The organism is Rhodococcus quanlei (assembly GCF_055231015.1).
Map to the genome: position 1 here is coordinate 328,770 of NZ_JBUYWD010000011.1, position 20,999 is coordinate 349,768.

A 20,999-nucleotide genomic window follows, 5' to 3' on the forward strand; every position below is an offset into this window, starting at 1 on the left:
GCCCGCTACTTCCAGCGCCCCAGCAGCTCCTGGGTCCGCGCGGACAACACACCCTGCAGGAACGGGCCGAAGCTGATCCGCCCCACCCCGAGTGGTCCGAAACTGGCGGGGTCGTCCTGGTCGGGCAGGGCGATGGCGTTGACCGGAAGCGGCAGCTCCGAGGTGAGACGCCGCAGTGTTTCGTCGTCGTGACGGCCCACCGGGTACAGCACGTCCGCACCGGCGCCGGCGGCCAGCTTCAGGCGGGCAATGGCACGGTCGACGCGGTCCGCTTGATCGCCAACCTGTTTGACGAACAGATCGGTGCGCGCATTGACCACCACGTGTACGCCGGTGGCATCGGCGGCCTGCCGTAGACCGCCCACGAAGTCGGCATGTTCCTGCGCCTGCCGCAAGCGTCCGTTCTCGCTGTGGACCGTGTCCTCGATGTTGAGGCCCACGGCCCCCACACCGACAAGGCCTTCGATCAGGCGCGCAGGCTCGAGACCGTACCCGCCTTCGATGTCGACGGACACCGGTACGTCCACGGCCGCGGTGATCTCCGATACACGGCGGAGCAGTTCCTCGAAGGTGATTCCCTCGTTGTCCGGTTTGCCGATCGAATCGGACACCGGGTGACTGCCGACGGTGAGGCCCTCGAAGCCGACACCCGCCGCGAGTGTCGCGGACCACCCGTCCCATACCGTCGGAAGCACCACTGGGTTTCCGGGCTGATGCAGCTCGAGCAGCGTATTCGCCTTGTCCTGCAGCGATTTGTCCTTCGTCACAGTCATTCGAAACCTCCTGGCGTCGGTGAGGTCAACTAACCTCTGTGTTGTGAACGCATGCGGCACCGACCATTATCGACCTCTGGCCGTGCATGAAACGTTATCGGCAGCGGCGGTTCTGTTGTCGGGCGCACTCGCCGCCTTCGTGCTCACCAACCCGCGCAGTCGCTCGTGGGCGGTATATGCGTCCGATCGTGAACTCGATCGTTGGCTGTCGAGTCAGCCGACGGGCGTGGTGGTCGGAGTGGTGTTGGCGGTGATCGCACTAGCAGGGCTGCAGCGTTCCGGTTCACGTCGCACGGCCTCGGTGCTGGCAGCGCTGTGTGTCGCCCTCCTCGCGGCGGCCCACGCGATCGTGTCGGAGATCGACACGATCGACACCCTGATCGCCCTGCACTTCGCGAAGACCGCTACGGCAGGCATCCTGCTCGGCGCATCGGTGGCCCTGGCCTGGGGGTTCCGAACACGCCAGGTCGCACTGGTTCTGGGTGTGACGGCGGCATACGTTCTCGCCGGCATCGCGACCCCGGCGCGGGGCGACACCGAGTACCTCGAACCGGCAAGCATGAGCACCTCGGCGATCGGCGAACCGTCGTGGGTTCTCCTCGCGGCCGCGCTTGTGTCGTCCGTCGCCGCAGCCGTCGTCGCGACCAAGAACGTCCGAACGCAACCACTCGAACAGGCGACGATTCTGGTAGCACTCGGTGGATCGCTCGCACTGGCACTCACGAACCGTGCCCTCGGTGCCTGGATCGTGGATCAGGAATTCGGTAGGGGGTCTCGGATCGCGACGGTGGTCGCGGTGTCACTGGTCGTCGTCCTCGCCGTCACCGTGATCGTGGCGCGCTCACTTCCCGGCACCGACGGGGTATTCGTTCTCGCCACCACCGCGATCGCGGCGGGAGCCATCACCGTCATCAACGACCTCCGCGACCCGATCGTGACCATGCATCCGTGGATCTCACTCACGGTCGGCGTGGTGGCGGTGGCTGTGGGAATGCTCCTGCCCACGCGAGCACACCTGTCCGGGAGACGACAGACCGTTCTGGGTATTGCGGTTGTTGCTGCTGTACCGCTCGTGTCGACCATCGCACCCACATTCGGTGACGACGGCCTGTTCCTGCTGGTACGGCTGGCAGTTCTGGGGCTGGGGGTGGGCCTGACCATGGGAGGTTGTATCCCGCGTCGGGCTCCGACAGCCGCGCTGGGCCTGGCTCTGCCGTTCGGTTCCCTGGTGTTCGCGGCAGCAACGACAATTCCGCTCAGCCGGGTCGTCACCGTCAGCGACTCGATGCCCTTCGAGTTGACTGCAATGTCCTCGCCGACTCCCGCCCGGCTGACGGGGGCGGCCATGTGCGCGACTGTGCTGGTGTGCGGGCTCGTCGTGGCACGACTCCAGCCACGTCCGGTCACAACAACTGCAGCAGAGCCACACCCCGAGGACTCAGCCGATACCCCACCTCCAGAGACTCCGTGAGGCCGAGTGCTCCAGCGCCCGAACACGAGGGCGGCCGTACCGGACCGGATGGCGTCGAGCGTGCCCGCGCCGAAGATCACGCTCAGTCCACCAGTCCGAGGGTCTGCAACCGGCGGAACACCATCATCGACCCGGGAGCCACGTCCGGCATGTCCGCATATTCGGCGACAGTGAAATACCTCAACTCGGCGATCTCACTGGTCGGCTTCGGTTCGCTGGTGAGTTCACCCGTGAAACACGTCATGTGCAGGGCGGTCCCCGGTGGGTGACCGTACGCGGGAGCCTCGAACACGCCGAGTTGCGCGACGCTCGAGGCGACGATGGCCGCGTCCAGTTCCTCGCGGACCTCGCGGTGCAGTGCATCCTCCGGTGATTCGCCCCGGTCGATCTTTCCGCCGGCCATGTAGAACGCCGACTTACCGGCGGATCGAGTCTGCAGGAGCCGCCGGTCACGGATATACGCGAACGCGGCGGTGTGAATCTGGGCGGTCACGCGGTTCAACATAGAGCGTCCGCTTGCGCGGCGCAGCTATGAGCAGAAGGGAAGCAGGAATCGTCGAGTGATCCGGCGCACATATAACGGTTCCGTTACGTTCGTCCGGTTTGCGGCGGTTCTCGGTACCGAATAGTTACCCAGTACTATGGATTCGTAGCCCAATCTCGCTAGCCAAGCGAAAGGTCTACACGCGTCTCGGTACATCCGTACCGACACCCCGCCGCCCCGAACTCCGACGGAGTGCCTTTGCTTGCGATCTTGATTGCTCATGCAGTAGCCGCTGTTTCGGCGCCTCTGGTCGTGCGCAAATTCGGTCGCAACGCCTTCTACCCGCTGTCGCTCGTCCCACTGGTCAGTCTCGGATGGGTCATCGCGCACTGGGGTGAAGAAGTCACCGTACACATCACCTGGGTTCCAGGCATGTCGATGGACATCGACCTCTGGTTCGATCCCCTCGCCGCGATCATGTCCGTCCTGGTCCTCGGTATCGGCGCGCTCATCCTCGTCTACTGCGCCCGATACTTCACAGACGACGAACCCCGCCTCGGCATCTTCGCGGCCGAAATGGTCGCATTCGCCGGAGCAATGTTCGGCCTGGTCGTCAGCGACAACCTGCTGATTCTCTACACCTTCTGGGAACTGACCACCGTCCTGTCGTTCCTGCTGGTCGGGCACTATGCGGAGCGCGCATCGAGTCGACGCGCCGCAACCCAGGCACTCCTGGTCACGACGGCGGGCGGACTCGCCATGCTGGTCGGTGTCATCATCCTCGGGCAGGTCGGCGGCACCTATCAACTATCCGAGTTGCTCGAGGCTCCCCCGACCGGATGGCTCACCGGCGTCGCGATAGCCCTGATCCTCGTCGGCGCACTGTCCAAATCCGCAATCGTCCCACTGCACTTCTGGCTGCCCGGCGCCATGGCCGCGCCGACACCGGTCAGCGCCTACCTGCACGCGGCGGCGATGGTGAAGGCCGGCGTCTACCTGGTCGCACGTCTGGCTCCCGGATTCGCCGATACGAGCGTGTGGCGATACACGATCATCGTGCTCGGACTGATCACGATGATTCTGTCCGGTTGGCGGGCGCTGCGCGCATACGACCTCAAACTGGTCCTCGCCTTCGGCACGGTGAGTCAGCTCGGCTTCATCATGGTGCTCGTCGGAATCGGTACCCGAGACGCGGCACTCGCCGGGATGACGATGGTCGTCGCACACGCCATGTTCAAGGCGACACTGTTCATGGTGGTCGGCGTCATCGACAAGACCACGGGAACCCGCGACATTCGCAAGCTCGCACACCTGCGCCACAAAGCCCCCGGTCTCGCGATCATCGCAGCGACAGCAGCCGCGAGTATGGCGGGTATCCCACCGTTGATCGGCTTCGTGGGCAAGGAAGCCGCACTCGAGTCCGTCCTTCACGCGCAGCCGCTCGACGACTGGGCGTCGATCGCCACGGTTGCGGCCATCGTGGTCGGCTCGATCCTGACCCTGACGTACAGTGTGCGGTTCATGTGGGGCGCGTTCGGCCGCAAACAACTTCAGCGCCCCAGTCCCGCGGTTGCCGGCATGAAGACGCCCGGTGCCCTGTTCCTCGCCGCCCCCGCATTCCTGGCTGCTCTCGGACTGGTCGCAGGCATTGCGTCACCGCAACTCGAGAAACTGCTCACCCCGTACACCACGACGCTTCCGGCAGGCGAAGGCTCCGACTACCACCTCGGCCTGTGGCACGGCGTCAACGCACCCCTTCTGCTGACCTTGCTGGTGTTCGCGGCCGGTACCGCGCTCTTCGCCGCACAGACCGTCGTTGCGCGGCTGAAGTTCGAGAGATCACCGCTCGGCAACGCGGACCGCATGTACGACGCCACGTTGCGAGCGATGGACACCATCTCGATGCGGTTGACGGGCGCCACCCAGCGCGGCTCCCTGCCCCTGACCCAGACGACAATTCTTGCGACCCTTGTGATCGTCCCGATGGTGCTCCTGGTTATCGGCACCACCACCCGGCCGGAAATCCGGATCTGGGACACGTCACTGCAGTTGACCATCGGCGCCATCATGGTGTGCACCGCGTTGGCAGCCACCGTGATGCGCAACCGCCTCGCCGCCGTGATCCTGGTCGGTCTGACCGGTTACGGCCTCGGTGTTCTCTTCGCGCTGCACGGTGCGCCGGATCTCGCGCTGACTCAGTTCCTGGTCGAGACCGTGACCCTCGTGGTGTTCGTCCTGGTTCTTCGCAAGCTGCCCGCAGAGGTGGACGAATCGAAGGCCATCGGATTCAAGCTCCCGCGTGCCGCACTGGCCGTCGCCGTGGGCACCACCATCACCACGATCGCCGCCTACGCGATCAACGCCCGCAATTCGGTGCCCATCCACCTGCGGCTCCCGGAAGCCGCGTACGAGATCGGAAACGGCAAGAACGTCGTCAACGTGCTCCTCGTCGATATTCGTGCCTGGGACACCCTCGGTGAGATCTCGGTGCTGCTGGTTGCCGCCACCGGCGTCGCCAGCCTGGTGTTCCGCACCCGTCGGTTCGGCACCGCCCCGCGGGTCGCCGATGCCCCCGGCACCACCAGCGACTCCGGTTCCGACACCACCACCTGGCTGCTGGGCGGCGATCTGATCGATCCTCAGCATCGATCACTGGTCCTCGAGGTGACCACCAGGTTCCTGTTCCCCGTGATCATGGTGCTGTCGGTGTACTTCTTCTTCTCCGGACACAATGCCCCCGGCGGTGGTTTTGCCGGCGGCCTCACCGCAGGTCTGGCGCTGGTGCTGCGCTACCTGGCCGGCGGCCGGTACGAACTCGGCGAGACGGTCCCCATCGATGCGGGCAAGATCCTCGGACTCGGTCTCACCTTCGCGGCCGGCACGGCCCTGGTCTCGCTGTTCCTGGGTGCACCCGCACTGTCGTCCGCGGTACTCGAAGTCACGTTGCCACTGCTGGGCGACATCAAACTCGTCACGTCGTTGTTCTTCGACCTCGGTGTGTACCTGATCGTGGTCGGCCTGGTACTCGACGTCCTTCGCAGTCTGGGCGCAAGACTCGACGCCCAGGTCGAGATGGCGAGTGAGGTGGGGCAGCGATGAGCGCAAACCTCGGCATATTGATCGTGATCGGCGTTCTGATCTCGGCAGGCGTCTATCTGCTGATCGAACGCAGCATCACCCGCATGTTGCTGGGTCTGCTGCTGTTCGGCAACGGAGTCAATCTGTTGATTCTCACCTCCGGCGGCGAGGACGGAAACCCGCCGATCGTCGGCCGTGATTCGGTGCACGACGAGATGGCCGATCCACTGGCCCAGGCCATGATCCTCACGGCCATCGTGATCACCATGGGTATCGCGAGCTTCGTCCTCGCGCTTGCCTACCGCTCGTTCAAGATCACCACCGCAGACGTGGTTCAGAACGACCCCGAGGACATCAAGGTCCTGCGGCGACGTTCCGCTGCGGACGCCCCGGACCGCGACCGTTCCGACGACCCCGTCACCGGTGCACCGAGTTTCAGCGGTGACGCATTCGACAAGCACGGCAATCCGATCCCGATCGACCAGTTGGAGAACCTCGAAGACCTCGAGGTGTACGAAGACCTCCACGACGGCGACTTCGACGACGACACGGACGAGATCACGGACGAGATCACGGAGAAAGGGGGACCGAAGAAATGACACTGTCCAGTGACCTCATCACGGTCCTCGCTCCCCTGCCGGTCCTGATCCCGCTGCTTGCAGCCGCCGCCACACTGATCCTGGGGCGTCAGCCACGCATTCAGCGCTACATCACGCTCGCCGCACTGTTCGCGGTCGTAGCGGTGTCGGCGACGCTGCTCGCACTGGCCGACGAGCACGGCGCGACCGCGATGCAGGTCGGCGGTTGGGAGTCGCCGATCGGTATCACCATCGTCGTCGATCGGCTCGCTGCCATCATGCTCGTGGTGTCGTCGATCGTGCTGCTGGCCGTCATGGCATACGCCGTCGGTCAGGGTATTCACGACGGCGGTGAGGCCCAGCCCGTCTCGATCTTCGTGCCCACGTATCTGGCTCTGACAGCAGGAATCTCGTACGCGTTCCTCGCCGGTGACCTCTTCAATCTCTATGTCGGGTTCGAGGTGCTCCTCGCGGCGAGCTTCGTGTTGCTCACCCTCGGGTCCAGCGCCGACCGGGTCCGAGCAGGCGTGTCGTACGTGATGGTGTCGATGGTCTCGTCCCTGATCTTCCTGGCCGGCATCGCCTTCGCCTACGCCGCGACCGGAACCCTGAACCTCGCGGACATGGCGCTGCGCCTCGATTCGATCCCGTCGGGAACCCGCACCGCGATCTTCGGTGTCCTCCTCGTCGCGTTCGGTATCAAGGCTGCGGTGTTTCCGCTGTCGACCTGGCTTCCCGACTCCTACCCGACGGCCCCTGCACCCGTCACCGCGGTGTTCGCCGGCCTTCTGACGAAGGTCGGTATCTACGCGATCATCCGGGCACACACACTGCTGTTCCCGCGTGGCGAACTCGACACCGTCCTGATGGTATGCGGTTTACTGACGATGCTGGTGGGCATATTCGGCGCCATCGCCCAGACCGACATCAAGCGTCTGCTGTCCTTCACTCTGGTCAGCCACATCGGCTACATGGTGTTCGGTGTGGCACTGTCCACTCAGGCCGGCCTGGCCGGCGCGATCTACTACGTCGCGCACCACATTCTGGTGCAGACCACGCTGTTTCTGGTCGTCGGACTCATCGAACGTCAGGCCGGTTCGGCGTCGCTGCGACGCCTCGGCGGGCTGGCCGCCGCAAGTCCCGTCCTCGCGATCGTCTTCCTCGTCCCCGCTCTCAACCTCGGCGGAATCCCACCGTTCTCCGGGTTCATCGGGAAGGTTGCGCTCGTTCAGGCCGGTGCCGCCGAAGCGAGCGTGCTCGCCTGGGTACTGGTGGCCGGCGGTATCGTCACCAGCCTGCTGACCTTGTATGCCGTCGCCCGAGTGTGGACGAAGGCATTCTGGCGAGCGCGAGCCGATGCCCCCGAGGGCGACCTGGCCGACGTCGGTCCGTCCGCACTGCTCGACGAGTCCGAAGCAGACATCGCGTTCGACGACCGCGAAGACGTGGGCCGGATACCGGTACTCATGCTGGTCCCCACGGTGGCGTTGGTCGTGGTCGGATTGGCGATGACGGTGTTCGCCGGCCCGTTCATCGACATCAGCGACCGCGCAGCCCACGATCTCCGTGATCGTTCGACCTACATCGAGGCCGTTCTCGGTGAGGACGCCGGAGTCGGCGGAGTAGCGGAGGGTCCCCGATGAACCGCGGCGCACTACGTCAACTGGGTCTTCTCGCATGGCTGACCACGGTGTGGGTGCTGCTGTGGGGAAACATCAGTATCGCCAACATCGTCGGTGGCCTCGCCGTGGGCACACTCATCATGGTCTTGTTGCCACTTCCGAAGGTTCCGGTCGAGGGGCGAATTCACCTGTTCTCACTGATTCAGCTGACCGGCCTGGCTATGTGGTATGCGGCGCAATCGAGCCTGCAGGTTGCCTGGCTCGCCATCCGCCCGAGTCCACCACCGGTCACCGGAGTCCTTCGGTATCACCTGAACTTCAAATCGGACCTCGTCCTGACCCTGTGCGTAGATGTCATCAACCTCATTCCCGGAACCATGGTGCTCGAGATCGATCAACCCCGGCGCATCGCGTATATCCACGTCCTCGACGTCGGGTCCGAGAAGGCGGTCAACCACTTCTACGAGACGATTGCCCAGTTGGAGCGGCTTTTCGTCGCCTCCTTCGAGCGTGACGCCGATTGGAAGCCGAGCCCGTGGCATTCGTCGGAACCCATGGACGAGGGCCCCGCACTGCCGGAGGAGACGAAGTGATAGCAACCGTCGCGGCGGTGACCGGCATCATCCTCGCTGTAGCCGCCATATTGACCACATACCGACTGCTGGACGGGCCCGGGTCGTTGGATCGCCTCGTCGCGCTCGACACCTTGATCGCCGTTGCCATGTGTGGTCTGGCGGTGTGGGCCGCCTACAGCGGTGACACCACGATCGTTCCGTCGATCGTGGCCTTGTCCCTCGTGAGCTTCATCGGCTCCGTGGCTGTTGCACGATTCAGGGTGAGTGACAAATGAGTACCATGCTCGACGTCCTCGGATCCGTTCTCATGCTGTCCGGATCCTTGCTCGCCCTCACCGCCGCAGTGGGTATCGTCCGGTTCCCGGACACTCTTCGCCGTATGCACGCCGCGACCAAACCCCAGGTGATCGGGCTGCTCCTGGTATTGGCCGGGGCGGTGGTGATCCTGCGCGGCAATGTCGACATCTGGATGCTGATTCTCGCCTGCATCTTCACGCTGTTCACCGCCTCGGTCATCGCTCACCGGGTGGGACGCGTGGTGTACCGGGAGCAGCGCAGTCAGGACGGGCTCGACATGATCAGCGAATGGGAAGACTCCGAACGTCGTCGCTGACGGGCGTCGCGGGGGAATCTCGACCACCCCAGAGCGCCAACTGCGTGCCCGGCCGGGCGAAGAAGGTGGCGTAGAACGCCAGGGCCATGGTGGCCAGCACACCCAACGTCAGGGGACCCGCAATCTCGGGGGACGTCGCCATCGGCACTGCGAGGTACCGGTAGCTCAGCAGCAAGGCAGCCATCGCTAGCGCACCGCCGGCGACGAGTCGGATCCGGAACCAGCCCCATCCGCGTTCGGGATCGCGCAGAGCGGATTCGAGTGTCAGAGTCAGTACCGCACCGGCGACGAGATCGACGCCGTAGTGGTAGCCGAACCCCAGCGTCGCCGTGAGGGTGCACAGCAACCAAAACGTACCGCCGGCACGTACTGCCCAGTGCGCTCTACGTGAATGAATGAACAACGCCAGAGCCCAGGCGGTGTGCAGACTCGGCATGCAGTTGCGCGGGCTCACCGCGTCGAAGTCGAGAGGATTCGGCGACAAGTCGAGGACCGGGACGGTGGTCGGCCAATAGTTGCCGATCTGGAACCCTTGCCCCTCGGTACCGAACGCAAAGATGGGACCGACCACGGGAAACAGAATGTAGAACGCGGGGCCGATCAGTCCGATCAGCAGGAAGGTGCGCACCAGGTGGTGTGACGGCCAGCCATTGCGCAACTGATAGAAGGCGACCGCGATCGCCGCAACGGGCAGTTCGATGTACACCCAGTGCAGCACGGCGTACCCCGCCGGTCCGAGGGCATCGACGAACTGACCGAAATACCAGGACGGATTGCCGAGCGCATGGTCCGCGAGTTGCACGTACTCGTCCAGCACGGCCGGGCCGGCCATGATCGTGATCTGCAACCATGCGTCGCCGAACTTGGTGGCAATGATGAGCAGGGCACCGAGTCCGACGCCGATGAGCGCGTCGCGGCGCCGCTCGCCACTCAGTTGCCAGGCCGCGTACACGCCGACTGCGGTGAGCACCCATGTGGCGCCGTTTCCGACCGTCAGCGGACCTCCCGCGCCGTAGCGAACCACAGCCACCACGATGTCGATTGCGGCTGCGGCGGACAACGCGACGACCCGCTCGCGAACCCGAAATCCCACCATGGCCAACGCGAGGCCGGCCCAGGAGACGGAGGCGGACTTCGGTGTGGCGACGTAATCACGCAGGAGACTCTCGAGCGGTCCTTGGAAGCCACGAATCGTGGCAAAGACCTGTAGAGCGACCAGAATCAAGACGATCGCGCCGCCGCCGACCAGCAGGACCGTACGCCCGATGCGCCCCCCACCCGGTCGAGGTTCGGCCACCCTGTCGATCAGCACCGGACAATAGTAAACACCTGGTGAACGGTGAGTGGATCACCCCCGAGCGGAGCGTGTCCTACGTCATCCGCACTCGTTCGGCGCCGGCACTCCCTGCAGTCGTTGATCCAACCACTGCATCGCCTCGGGAAAACCGCTCAACGCGGCGATGAAATGTTCGCCGATCGGCAGGCGCAACACCGACGGTGTGCCGAGTGCGCATTGTTCTGCGTAGAGATCGGTCGCCATCACCGATGGAACCCAGAATTCCTGTGCACCGTTGTACACGTAGAGCGGCGCCCCGTACGGAACATCCGCCATACGGGTTCTATCGTATATTTCATGCGCGAATTCCGACTGGAACGGATTCTCCATGTTGGACAGGAAATCCACCGGAATCGTCAACCCGCCGAGCATCGCAAGCGGAATGGTGCACAGGTCTTTGAATATGGGGGCAACTTGCAAGGTGGGATTGTTGACCTTGGTGAGGATATCGGGATTCTCGCGAGCAACTCCGAATCCCGCGGCAACCAGCAACCCCTTCGCAAGATTGAGTACGCCCGACATACTCGAGGACAACACCTCGTAGTCGAGCGGGGTGCCTCCCAACGCCGCGCCCTTCACGAACCCTTTCAATTCTGGTGCGTAGCTGTCGATCAATTTTGCTGCACCATTGGTGGCGATGGCACCACCCGAATAACCAGTCATCCCTATCGGACTGGTGTCGAACTCGCCGCCCAGAGACCGGACCGCGCGCAGCGAGTCGAGAACGATATGGCCGGCGACCCGCGGTGCCGCGTATGCCATGCGCGGGCCCTGGTGGTCCGGAACCAGCACCGCGTATCCGCGTTGCGCGGCGAGCGCGGTCACCGGAGGGATGTAATCCACCGGATTCGTCGTGAGTGAGATGCCGTGCGCCATCGTGTATCCGGGCGTGCACTTACGGCCCAACGAGTCGATCGGCGTGTTGTTCACAACGACCGGCCGGTCACCTTCGCCTTCCCATTCGGTCGACGGCACGATCAACGACGCGGTACCGAACGTGGGGCGACCCATGCCGTCTTCGCTTCGGAACTTCAACTGGTCGACGCGGGCCACCCCAGCCCCCACGAAGGGCGCTGCAGTTGCCGTGATGTCGCGGCGAGTGATGATGGTGCCCGGGTCGAGTCGAGACAGATCGTCTGGGTAATGATCGAAGAACGGGTCGCCGATGTCGGAGGGGAGGATTGTGGAGTAATACGCTTCGAGTCCAGCGTCCTTGGCCTTGCCTGGCGGTAGCTCTGCCGCCGGTGAAACTGGCTCGTACCCGGTTCCGGGTTCGGGTGGGGGCGCCAGGGAATCTATGAAACTTTGTGGCGATTCCGGAATGGCAGGCAGTCCGGGCAGCAGGGGATCCGCTCTTGATACGGCAGGCACAAGTACACCGGAAAGCAGGGAGATCGAAACCATTCCTGCCGCGAGTGGGATACACGATCTGTTCACGATGCGACTCCGTCATCTGGTTGACGATTCGACGTTTAGCTCGATACCACCATTCGAATGATCGCACCGACCGGTACGGTTCGGAGCCGTTGAACACCCCATAATGTGTAACATTTGCGCAGCGGAACGCAGCCTGTTGTCTCGTTCGCATAACACGGACGCCTGGGGTTCTTCGATTACGTCCCGAGTTCTCGAACCAGTGAATCGACTACTGCGGCCAAATCTCCACCGCTCTCTTCCGCCACTCTCCGTTGTCGCTGATACGACGCGCCCCGACGCGGAATGTCCGCGACGGACGCGAGCTCGTCGACGCAACCCAGCCGGACGGCAGTGGGATGCAATCGGTCGAGCAGATCCGACAGATCGTCGGTGACGAGACATTCGTTGGCATGCTCGTCGAGGATGATCTCCGCGTCCAGGCCATACCGCGCGGCCCGCCATTTGTTCTCCTTGACGTGCCACGGCTGCATGTTCGGCAGGTTCTCGCCCGCCTCGAACCGCCGATCCAGATCGACGATCAGGCAATGCACCAGAGCGACGAGCGCACTCAACTCCGTCCGTGAAGAGATCCCGTCGAACACGCGCACCTCGATGGTCCCCCACTGCGGGGCCGGACGAATGTCCCAGTGCATGCCGCCGACCTTGGTGATCACACCGGTCTTCAATTGATCCGCGATGAATCGTTCGTACTGGTCCCAATTGGGAAACTGGTACGGCAACCCTGCGGTGGGGAGTTGCTGAAACATCAGCGCGCGATTGCTGGCATACCCGGTGTCGACCCCGGCCCACATGGGCGACGAAGCCGACAGGGCCAACAGGTGCGGGTAGCGCTGCAACAGCGCGTTGAGTATGGGAAACACCTTGCGCGGCGACGACACACCCACGTGGACGTGAACTCCCCAGATCAGCATCTGACGACCCCACCATTGGGTGCGCTCGATCAGCTCGTCGTAATCCGGTGTTCTCGTGACCAATTGACTGGACCACTGTGCGAAGGGGTGGGTGCCGGCGCAGATCAGCTCGACGCCGAGCCGATTCGCCGCTCTCCGCAGCAGACCCAGCGATTCGTCGAGATCGCCCATCGCCTCGCCGACCGTGGAATGAATACCGGTGACGAGTTCGACGGTGTTGCGTAGCAGTTCTTTCGTGATCCGCGGGGTCTCGTCGCCCGCGAGCTTCGCCACCGCATCGAAGACCTCTGCAGCAGTATTGGACAGATCGCGGGTGTCCCGATCGACGAGCGCGATCTCCCACTCGACACCCAGTGTCGGCCGGGGCGAACCCGGGAAGTGAACTACCACATGCCGATCAAACCACACCACGAAGTGGTGTGGTTCGATCTACAAGTTGCTCTGGGATCAGCTTCCGGCGATGACACCGCAGGCGACGCGGCCGCCGGCGTCACCGGTGCTCAAGGTCTCCTCGTCGGGAGCCGGGGCGTAGCGGGTCGGGATGTTGCCGAAGTTGTCCGCGCCCTCGTGGATCATCACGGACGTACCCTCGCCACCATTGCGGAGATCGTCGAGTGTGAATGCGTCCGTGGTGGTCACAAGGTGTGCCGATCCGTCGCCGGTCACCATGACACTGGTGAGATCACCGCTTGCCGGATGCCCCTGGTGTCCTTCGACCTGGAAGTGTCCGCCTGCCGACTTGAAGTCGCCTGGTTCGCCGCCCGACGGTGCCACCGAGTTGGGCTCGCACTTGGCTACGGAGTGAATGTGGAATCCGTGGAAACCGGGAGTGAGCCCCTGCGCGGTGAGCTCGATCCTCACGTCGCCGTCGGACTCGGTGAAGGTGGCGGTGCCGACCTCGGCACCGGATGCATCCTCGAGCGTGGAAGTCAGCCCGGCACCCTCGGTTTCGGCCTCGGTGCCGTGCCCTTCTGCTTCCTGCCCCTGCGCGCCGTGTCCGCCCTGCGCGCCGTGTGCCTCGGGATCTGCGGCACCCGTCCACACGGGAGGTGTGGTGCCGGGCAAGTCGCTCGGCTCCTCACTGTTGCTGCATGCGGTCATACCCAGTGCAGCAAGCGCGACTACCGGGGTGACGACACGCCAGGACATGCGACGAGTGGAACTCGACATCGAAACCGCTCCTTTGAGGTGGCGAGGAAGTACACATGATCATAACGACGGCCGAACCGCCGCGCCGCGCCGGTCTCAGCCCGTTGCCGTCATGATGACGATGACCCCCGGCGAATAGTCGGATATTGCGGGAATCCGGGGCTGCGCAGTGATCCCGAGTTCGGTGGCGATCTCTTTTGCCGCCTGTTCCTCGGTGTCGCCTGTGCCGTAATAGACGGTGGACGACGGGACCGTGGTCGCGCCGTAATTGCCCGTTGCCGTCACGGTCCATCCGGAACTGGTGAGCTCGGAGGCAGTATCTCCCGCAAGACCGGTGACACTGCTGTTGTTGAGAACCCGCACGGCTACTGCGGTCTTGTCGGCCTCACTCAAGGAAGTGGTGGCGGCCGCGCTCGTCTCGGTCGTGGTCGCGGTCTCGTCGGTCGTGGTCGAGTTGTTCGCGTACGCATTGTTCGCAGCGGAACCTGGAGTCGGCGCCGACGCGTAGTTCGTGGTCGTGGGAGCCGCAGCGGCCGACGTGGTGACCGACGACGATGCGGTCTCCTGGGAATCGGCCTTGCCCATGGATGCGAATCCCAGCCCTGCGAACAGAATCGCAAGAGCAATCAGCACCATGGCAAGTGCGCGCAGCGGCGGACCGGACGATGCGGGTTTCTGAGTGCTCACCTGGACGACCTTAACTGTCGTGGGTCAGCAGGCGGTTCGAGAGGCGAACAACGCCTACGTGACTTCGAATCCGAGACGGCGTGCCGCGCGGGCTTTCTGTCGACTCGCGCGCAACCGGCGCAGCCGCTTGACCAGCATCGGGTCCGCTGCGAGGGACTCCGGTCGGTCCACCAGCGCGTTGAGCACTTGGTAATAGCGTGTTGCCGACATGTCGAAGAGTTCTTTGATGGCCTCTTCTTTCGCTCCGGCGTACTTCCACCACTGGCGCTCGAAGGAGAGGATGTCGTGTTCGCGGCGGGTGAGTCCGTCGACGCCGGCCTCGTGCATACCGGCAGCCTCGTGCATACCGGCAGCATTGGGCATTCCTGCGGCGTTTCCGCTGCTGCCGGCGACGTCGTTGTTGTCTGACTGGTTCTGGCTACGCGCTGTTGCGCCGTCCATGTCACTCCTCGACTGCTAACTTTCGCTCGCATTCAGCGAAACCACGTACCCCCGACTCCCCGATCGCGTGGCCGACCGGGAACGAATTACACCAATGTGCTTCGGTAACCATTCAACCACGATGCGGCCGGATAGGGGTCACAACAGCACTGGCGTGCCGCGGCCGATATCCTCGACGGTCATGGCCATCCTTCCCATTCGGATCGTCGGCGACCCGGTCCTGCACGCCCCCACCGAAGCTGTGACCGAATCGCCCACGGAACTCGCCCAATTGATCGCGGACATGTACGAAACCATGGACGCAGCCAACGGTGTCGGCCTCGCCGGCAACCAGGTGGGTGTGGCGAAACGGCTGTTCGTCTACGACTGCCCCGATGCCGACGAGAACGGCAACACCCACCGGCGGCGTGGCGTCGTGGTCAACCCGGTCCTCGAGACGTCCGAACGGCCCGAGACGATGCCGGACCCCGAAGACGACATCGAGGGCTGCCTCTCGGTCCCCGGCGAGCAGTTCCCTACCGGACGCGCCGACTGGGCGAAGGTCACGGGCACGGACGCCGACGGCAGCGCAATCGAGATCGAAGGCCACGGATTCTTCGCCCGCATGCTCCAGCACGAGGTCGGTCATCTAGACGGTTTCCTGTACGTCGACATGCTGATCGGGCGGAATGCCCGCGCCGCGAAGAAGACGATCAAACGCGCAGGCTGGGGCGTGCCGGGCCTGAGCTGGATGCCGGGAACCGTCGAGGACCCGTTCGGTCACGACGAAGATGACGACTGACACCGGGCGAGCATGACGACGGACATTCCACCGGGCAGCCGGGTGGTTGTCCGGTATCGCCTGCCACCGGGCTCGACTCATCCGATGACCGACGTCATCGGATGGCTGGACAAGACCGAGAGGTCCGTGTCCGTGCGTACGGCCGACGGCAACACTGTCGAGATCCCCATGGATCGGGTGGTGGCCATGAAGGCGTTGACTCCTCGGCCGATCCGCACCAGCGAGATCAGGCACCTCGAGCTCGTGTCCGCCGACGGCTGGCCGGGGGTCGAGTTCGAATGGGTGGACGGCTGGCTGTGCCGATACGGCCACGGTTTCACCGGCCGCGCCAACTCTGCGACTCCACTGGGTGAACCCGGGACCGTCGCCCCGCTCGACGGTCCCACGGTCGAGCGACTGCGCACCTGGTACGCGGACCGGGACCGGCCATTGCGCCTGCTGCTGCCGGATCGTCTGAGTGCCGTGCCGGAAGGCTGGAACATCAGCGACGACGTGATCGTGATGGCGGCCGACATCGACAACCTCGTGCTTCCCGAGGGCGACCCGGTTGCCGCCATCGACTCCCGGCCCGACCCGGATTGGCTGGCGTTGTACCGCTACCGCGGCAATGCACTGCCCGATTTCGCGGTGGAGGTTCTCACTGCCGTTCGCGGGGGAAAGGTGGCGTTCGCACGCATCGGATCACAGGACTCCACCCTGATCGCGGTGGCTCGCGGCTCCATCACCCCAGCGTACGACGGCCGGATCTGGGTCGGGCTCACCGCGGTGGAAGTTGCCGAGGAACACCGCCGGCACGGTATCGGGACGCTGATCTGTGGCGACGTCGTCAAGTGGGGGCGAGACAAGGGCGCTACCCACGCCTACCTGCAGGTTGCCGCAGAAAACGAAGGCGCCCGAGCGATGTACCGCTCCCTCGGATTCATCGATCACCACCGATACCGGTACGCCACCGAGAATGTCGGTGGCGCCGGATAGTCTGGATTCGTGCGAATTGCTACTTGGAACGTCAACTCCGTCCGTGCCCGTACCGATCGGATCATCGACTGGTTGCAGAAAACCGACACCGATGTGCTCGCCATGCAGGAAACCAAATGCAAAGACGAGCAGTTTCCGTTCGAGCGGTTCAGCGAGTTGGGCTACGAGGTCGCGCACGTGGGCCTCAGTCAGTGGAACGGCGTCGCCATCGCGTCACGTGTCGGCCTCGACGACGTGCAGATCGGCTTCGCCGACCAACCCGGGTTCCACAAAGACCCCGAGGCCGAGCAGATTCGTGAGGCCCGTGCGATCGGTGCCACCTGCAACGGGGTGCGCATCTGGAGTCTGTACGTCCCGAACGGACGTGCTCTCGACGACCCGCACTACACATACAAGCTCGAGTGGCTCGCCAGGCTTCGAGACGACGCCGAGGGCTGGCTGAAGAGCGACGCGGACGCGCAGATCGCGCTCGTCGGCGACTGGAACGTTGCCCCCACCGACGAAGACGTGTGGGATCCGTCGTTCTTCGACGGCAAGACGCACACGTCCCAGCCCGAACGCGACGCGTTCGCGGTGTTCGAAAAGGCCGGGTTCACAGACGTCGTTCGTCCTCACACCCCGGGGCCCGGTGTATACACCTACTGGGACTACACGCAGCTCCGGTTCCCCAAGAGGCAGGGCATGCGCATCGACTACGCGCTGGCGTCACCTGCCCTGGCCGCGCGCGTAGACAAGGCGTCGATCGATCGGGACGAACGCAAGGGCAAGGGGGCCAGCGACCACGCGCCGGTCATCGTCGATATCGGCGAGTGATCAGCGGGATGGCCTGCTACCTTCAGTCGGAGACGAGCAGGTCGTTCTCCTCCGGATGCGCGGCGAGGTAGCGCTGCACGTACGTACAGATGGGGCGCACCCGCCATCCCTTCACGCGGGCGGCCGCAAGACCCTCACGGACGAGGATCGCGGCCATTCCCCTGCCTCCGTGCTCTTCTTTCACGACGGTGTGCATGAAAGCGACGGCCTCACCCGGCTTCGCTGTGAACCCAGGGATATCGTCCTCGTCGCGGTACCCGAGAATGCCGATGAGCTCGTCGCCGAGCCACAGATCGAAGCGCTCGTGGGCGGGGTTGTCGACAACGAGAAGTTCTGTTGCCGCCTGACTTCCCGACGGACCAGCACTGTTCGAAATGTGTTCCATATCACTCATGGAACCAGCATCTCCACGTCCGCGCCACCGAAACGTTTCAGCTTGCAGCCGAATCGTCACACCTTCGAAAATCCGACTGGGCCTCAACGCGAACCGGCGGGACGCGGCAGTGGAACGACGACGTCTCGATAGTCCCGATTACTCGCAAGGAATCGTTGAACGTAGGTGCACACGGGTTTGACCTTCCATCCGTACTCGCGGGCCAGTTCGAGGGCACGGCCGACCAAGACCGCGGCCAAACCGCGATGCCCGAAATCTTCGACGATCACCGTGTGCATGAAGGAGATCACCGGGCACCCCTGAACGGGGGCGTCACCCATGTCGAAGTATCCGATGATGCCCACCAAATCACCACTGAGCCGGAGTTCGAACCGGTTCTGATCACGGTTGTCGGTGACATCGACGTACGCCGAGTCGAGCATCGGACCTCCTGCGCGCGTCGTAATCGAAATGTGATCCACAACACTCTTTTATACAGATGGGGCGCTGCATTGTCAGGGCCTTGGCCCTGTGAGCGCTTTGCGAGTCTCGGGACTCGCAGACCACGCACGGGAGCGAAGGGCGAGGTCGGTAGGGTCTCACGCTGTGAACGTGCTGCCACTGACCCCCGACGGACAAACCCCGGTACGGGCTCTCACCATCGCTGGAACCGACTCCGGCGGTGGCGCCGGTATTCAGGCGGATTCACGCACCATGGCCCTCTGCGGCGTCCATGCGTGTGTCGCCGTAGCGGCGGTGACCGTGCAGAACTCGGTCGGCGTCAGCGGCTTCCACGAAGTTCCGCCCGACGTGGTCGCCGCGCAGGTCCGCAGTGTCGTCGGCGACATCGGGGTGGGGGCTGCGAAGACCGGGATGCTGGCGTCCACGGCCATCATCGAAGCGGTCGCCGATGTGTGCACCGAGGTCGGAATCGGACGGGACCAACCGGTGCCTCTCGTCGTGGATCCGGTGTGCGCGTCCATGCACGGCGACCCGTTGCTGCATGCGCAAGCTCTCGACGCAGTCCGCAACACCCTGATCCCCATCGCCACGGTGGTCACCCCGAACCTCGACGAGGTGCGTCTCATCACGGGCATAGATGTGGTCGACGATGCGAGCGCCCGGCGGGCCGCCGAAGCCCTGCATGCATTGGGTGCACGGTGGTCGATCGTGAAGGGCGGGCACCTGCGCACGTCGTCGACCAGCACCGACCTGCTGTTCGACGGCGACACGTTCCTCGAGTTCACCAGCCCCCGTATCCCCACCGGAAACGATCACGGCGGCGGCGACACCCTGGCTGCTGCCATCGCCTGCGCTCTGGCCAACGGGCACACGGTGCCGGACGCCGTCGCGTTCGGCAAGGAGTGGGTCACGAAATGTCTCGAGTCGTCGTACGACCTCGGTGCGGGGCACGGCCCGGTGTCACCGTTCTGGCGGCTGCACTGAACTTTGTTCCAACGCTGCACCACTTTGTTCCAACGAACGCTGGGCTGGACCGCTTCTGAGCCGTCAGAGCCATCCCACCGATCCGAGAACGACGAGCGCTGTCGCGTCGACTCCGAAGATGATCGACACGGCGGTGATCTGGTGGCGCAGCTTGGTCATGTCGTGCACCAGATACGCGGCGGCGAAGAACGGCAGGTAGCCGACCAAGAAGATCAATATCGGCATGCCCGCACTCCACCAGGACCATTCCCAGGTCAGGACGCCCATCTGATTGAGCAGGATCTCGATTCCCACGGCGAGTCCCGCGCCGACACATGCGAACACGACTCGGTTGTTGACCCCGAGAATGCGCAAGTCTTTGTCGGCGGGCAATATCTTGATCGCCACGATGCCCATGATCGCGAACATGAAGCTGATTTCGATGTTCAGCCCGATGAGGATTTGATACGCGGAGTCTCCGGGAGCGCCCCAGACCGGAGCCCTACCGGTCGCATGGAACACCGCAGAGTTCCAGATTTCGTTGAACCAGTCCATACCCCAGAACGCGAGCCCACCGAGCACCAGGCTCCAGTTCCGTCGCTCGACCTCGACGCTGTACACGTACAGCACCATCAGTAGCAGCGGAATCACGTACCACTGGAACTGCGAGCTGTCCCGCAAGTGTTCGAGTGCTGCTCCGGCGGAATCGGTCATCGAGCGCCCAGCCCTTCTGCGGCGGTCACCGCGGCGACAGCCCGCCCCAGCACCTCGTGGGCGAGTTCGTAGGCGCCTGTGTTGTCGCGTGCGGCGATTCGCCCCGCGAGGTCGATATGGCCTTGTGGATCGTCGTACTCCGCAGCATGAATGCCGAGTTCGGCGAGGGTGTCCCACCCGATATCGGTGTAGCCGGTCACGAGTGTGTTCTGGGCGAGCTGATAGGCCACGTTGCCCGATCCGGCGAACACCGCTTGCCAGAACTCCAGATCCACCTCCGCGATGGTGCTGTCGTCGGGCGCCGCATAGCGCTCGGCGGCATCGCGGATCTCCTCGATTTGCGATTCGTCCGCTTCGAGCGCACACAGGCGTGCCGCGTCTGCGGCAACCGTGCGCCGCATAACCATGATGTCCCGCATCAGGTGCGGGGCAGGCAGCGCACCGGAGCGGGCGACCATCGAGAGGGTGTCCATACCGGCGTGGGTGCGCCAGTCGAGGACCATGGGTTTGCTGCCGTGCGCGACGCGCACCAGGCCGGACTGCTGTAGTCGTTTGAGTGCCTCGCGGACGGCGTGCCTGTTGACGCGGAAGGATTCCGCTAGGTCGCGCTCCGACGACAATTGGTCACCAGGGCGGACCTTCCCCGCCAATATTCCGTCTGCGAGCTGCGCGAAGACGCCGTCACTGACTGTGGCTCGGGCAATGGGGACGGCTTCCATGGCACCGGACACTACCGGCTCGAACAAACTGATCAACTGGATTG

The 20,999-nt window shown here is 64.1% G+C and carries 23 protein-coding genes; 11 read left to right on the forward strand and 12 right to left on the reverse strand.

All coding sequences use genetic code 11. The features are described from left to right. Positions 1-5 precede the first annotated feature (5 nt). Positions 6-773: an isocitrate lyase/PEP mutase family protein gene (locus ACZI8Q_RS10525; RefSeq protein ID WP_463373455.1), complete on the reverse strand. Its 768-nt coding sequence runs from the start codon at positions 771-773 to the stop codon at positions 6-8. A gap of 82 nt (positions 774-855) precedes the next feature. On the opposite strand from ACZI8Q_RS10525, the gene ACZI8Q_RS10530 reads away from it, so the two are divergent. Continuing rightward, entirely contained in the window at positions 856-2,244 is a 1,389-nt protein-coding gene (locus tag ACZI8Q_RS10530; protein WP_463373456.1) for a hypothetical protein, read from the forward strand. A gap of 82 nt (positions 2,245-2,326) precedes the next feature. On the opposite strand, the gene ACZI8Q_RS10535 is transcribed toward ACZI8Q_RS10530, so the two are convergent. Next, a complete protein-coding gene (locus ACZI8Q_RS10535; RefSeq protein WP_463373457.1) occupies positions 2,327-2,749 on the reverse strand; it encodes an NUDIX hydrolase in 423 nt (140 codons plus the stop codon). Between the two features lie 237 nt (positions 2,750-2,986). Between ACZI8Q_RS10535 and ACZI8Q_RS10540 the strand changes: the two genes are divergently transcribed. From ACZI8Q_RS10540 to ACZI8Q_RS10565, 6 genes are read left to right on the forward strand one after another with little or no spacing between them, the layout of a single operon-like run. After that, positions 2,987-5,827, forward strand: a complete 2,841-nt coding sequence (locus ACZI8Q_RS10540) for a Na+/H+ antiporter subunit A (RefSeq protein WP_463373458.1) — start codon at positions 2,987-2,989, stop codon at positions 5,825-5,827. Then, on the forward strand, positions 5,824-6,405 hold the full coding sequence (locus ACZI8Q_RS10545) for a Na(+)/H(+) antiporter subunit C (RefSeq protein ID WP_463373459.1): 582 nt from the start codon (positions 5,824-5,826) through the stop codon (positions 6,403-6,405). The genes ACZI8Q_RS10540 and ACZI8Q_RS10545 overlap by 4 nt, the downstream gene beginning before the upstream one ends. Further along, on the forward strand, positions 6,402-8,027 hold the full coding sequence (locus tag ACZI8Q_RS10550) for a Na+/H+ antiporter subunit D (protein ID WP_463373460.1): 1,626 nt from the start codon (positions 6,402-6,404) through the stop codon (positions 8,025-8,027). Before ACZI8Q_RS10545 ends, ACZI8Q_RS10550 begins: the two co-directional genes overlap by 4 nt. After that, complete coding sequence (locus ACZI8Q_RS10555) at positions 8,024-8,599, forward strand: Na+/H+ antiporter subunit E (protein WP_463373461.1); 576 nt, start codon at positions 8,024-8,026, stop codon at positions 8,597-8,599. Before ACZI8Q_RS10550 ends, ACZI8Q_RS10555 begins: the two co-directional genes overlap by 4 nt. Continuing rightward, positions 8,599-8,856: a monovalent cation/H+ antiporter complex subunit F gene (locus ACZI8Q_RS10560; RefSeq protein WP_463373513.1), complete on the forward strand. Its 258-nt coding sequence runs from the start codon at positions 8,599-8,601 to the stop codon at positions 8,854-8,856. The genes ACZI8Q_RS10555 and ACZI8Q_RS10560 overlap by 1 nt, the downstream gene beginning before the upstream one ends. Beyond that, complete coding sequence (locus ACZI8Q_RS10565; RefSeq protein WP_463373462.1) at positions 8,853-9,194, forward strand: monovalent cation/H(+) antiporter subunit G; 342 nt, start codon at positions 8,853-8,855, stop codon at positions 9,192-9,194. Before ACZI8Q_RS10560 ends, ACZI8Q_RS10565 begins: the two co-directional genes overlap by 4 nt. Here ACZI8Q_RS10565 and ACZI8Q_RS10570 read toward each other — a convergent pair. The 6 genes from ACZI8Q_RS10570 to ACZI8Q_RS10595 form a co-directional block, all read right to left on the reverse strand. Further along, positions 9,160-10,506 (reverse strand): DUF5933 domain-containing protein, encoded by a 1,347-nt coding sequence (locus ACZI8Q_RS10570; protein WP_463373463.1) that lies wholly within the window; start codon positions 10,504-10,506, stop codon positions 9,160-9,162. The two genes, ACZI8Q_RS10565 and ACZI8Q_RS10570, sit on opposite strands and share 35 nt — an antisense overlap. A gap of 63 nt (positions 10,507-10,569) precedes the next feature. Continuing rightward, complete coding sequence (locus ACZI8Q_RS10575) at positions 10,570-11,901, reverse strand: lipase family protein (RefSeq protein WP_463373464.1); 1,332 nt, start codon at positions 11,899-11,901, stop codon at positions 10,570-10,572. Between the two features lie 242 nt (positions 11,902-12,143). Then, positions 12,144-13,268, reverse strand: a complete 1,125-nt coding sequence (locus ACZI8Q_RS10580; RefSeq protein WP_463373465.1) for a glutamate--cysteine ligase — start codon at positions 13,266-13,268, stop codon at positions 12,144-12,146. Between the two features lie 57 nt (positions 13,269-13,325). Continuing rightward, entirely contained in the window at positions 13,326-14,048 is a 723-nt protein-coding gene (gene sodC / locus ACZI8Q_RS10585) for a superoxide dismutase[Cu-Zn] (protein ID WP_463373466.1), read from the reverse strand. A 75-nt stretch (positions 14,049-14,123) separates the two neighbouring features. Then, complete coding sequence (locus ACZI8Q_RS10590; RefSeq protein WP_463373467.1) at positions 14,124-14,714, reverse strand: LytR C-terminal domain-containing protein; 591 nt, start codon at positions 14,712-14,714, stop codon at positions 14,124-14,126. Between the two features lie 54 nt (positions 14,715-14,768). Next, a complete protein-coding gene (locus ACZI8Q_RS10595; protein WP_463373468.1) occupies positions 14,769-15,155 on the reverse strand; it encodes a DUF3263 domain-containing protein in 387 nt (128 codons plus the stop codon). Between the two features lie 181 nt (positions 15,156-15,336). On the opposite strand from ACZI8Q_RS10595, the gene ACZI8Q_RS10600 reads away from it, so the two are divergent. The 3 genes from ACZI8Q_RS10600 to ACZI8Q_RS10610 are packed head-to-tail and all read left to right on the forward strand — an operon-like array spanning position 15,337 to position 17,724. After that, on the forward strand, positions 15,337-15,936 hold the full coding sequence (locus ACZI8Q_RS10600; RefSeq protein ID WP_463373469.1) for a peptide deformylase: 600 nt from the start codon (positions 15,337-15,339) through the stop codon (positions 15,934-15,936). 12 nt (positions 15,937-15,948) lie between these two features. After that, on the forward strand, positions 15,949-16,911 hold the full coding sequence (locus tag ACZI8Q_RS10605) for an N-acetylglutamate synthase, CG3035 family (protein ID WP_463373470.1): 963 nt from the start codon (positions 15,949-15,951) through the stop codon (positions 16,909-16,911). A gap of 9 nt (positions 16,912-16,920) precedes the next feature. Continuing rightward, on the forward strand, positions 16,921-17,724 hold the full coding sequence (locus ACZI8Q_RS10610) for an exodeoxyribonuclease III (protein WP_463373471.1): 804 nt from the start codon (positions 16,921-16,923) through the stop codon (positions 17,722-17,724). Between the two features lie 22 nt (positions 17,725-17,746). On the opposite strand, the gene ACZI8Q_RS10615 is transcribed toward ACZI8Q_RS10610, so the two are convergent. Both ACZI8Q_RS10615 and ACZI8Q_RS10620 read right to left on the reverse strand, forming a co-directional pair. Next, on the reverse strand, positions 17,747-18,109 hold the full coding sequence (locus ACZI8Q_RS10615; protein WP_463373514.1) for a GNAT family N-acetyltransferase: 363 nt from the start codon (positions 18,107-18,109) through the stop codon (positions 17,747-17,749). Between the two features lie 92 nt (positions 18,110-18,201). After that, on the reverse strand, positions 18,202-18,540 hold the full coding sequence (locus ACZI8Q_RS10620) for a GNAT family N-acetyltransferase (RefSeq protein ID WP_463373472.1): 339 nt from the start codon (positions 18,538-18,540) through the stop codon (positions 18,202-18,204). Between the two features lie 163 nt (positions 18,541-18,703). Between ACZI8Q_RS10620 and thiD the strand changes: the two genes are divergently transcribed. Next, positions 18,704-19,543 carry a bifunctional hydroxymethylpyrimidine kinase/phosphomethylpyrimidine kinase gene (gene thiD, locus ACZI8Q_RS10625; protein ID WP_463373473.1) on the forward strand — a complete coding sequence of 280 codons (840 nt, stop codon included), beginning with the start codon at positions 18,704-18,706 and terminating at the stop codon, positions 19,541-19,543. Between the two features lie 63 nt (positions 19,544-19,606). Here thiD and ACZI8Q_RS10630 read toward each other — a convergent pair whose 3' ends face one another. Continuing rightward, positions 19,607-20,236 (reverse strand): hypothetical protein, encoded by a 630-nt coding sequence (locus ACZI8Q_RS10630; RefSeq protein ID WP_463373474.1) that lies wholly within the window; start codon positions 20,234-20,236, stop codon positions 19,607-19,609. Next, positions 20,233-20,955, reverse strand: a complete 723-nt coding sequence (locus ACZI8Q_RS10635; protein ID WP_463373475.1) for a FadR/GntR family transcriptional regulator — start codon at positions 20,953-20,955, stop codon at positions 20,233-20,235. Before ACZI8Q_RS10635 ends, ACZI8Q_RS10630 begins: the two co-directional genes overlap by 4 nt. Positions 20,956-20,999: the final 44 nt, after the last annotated feature.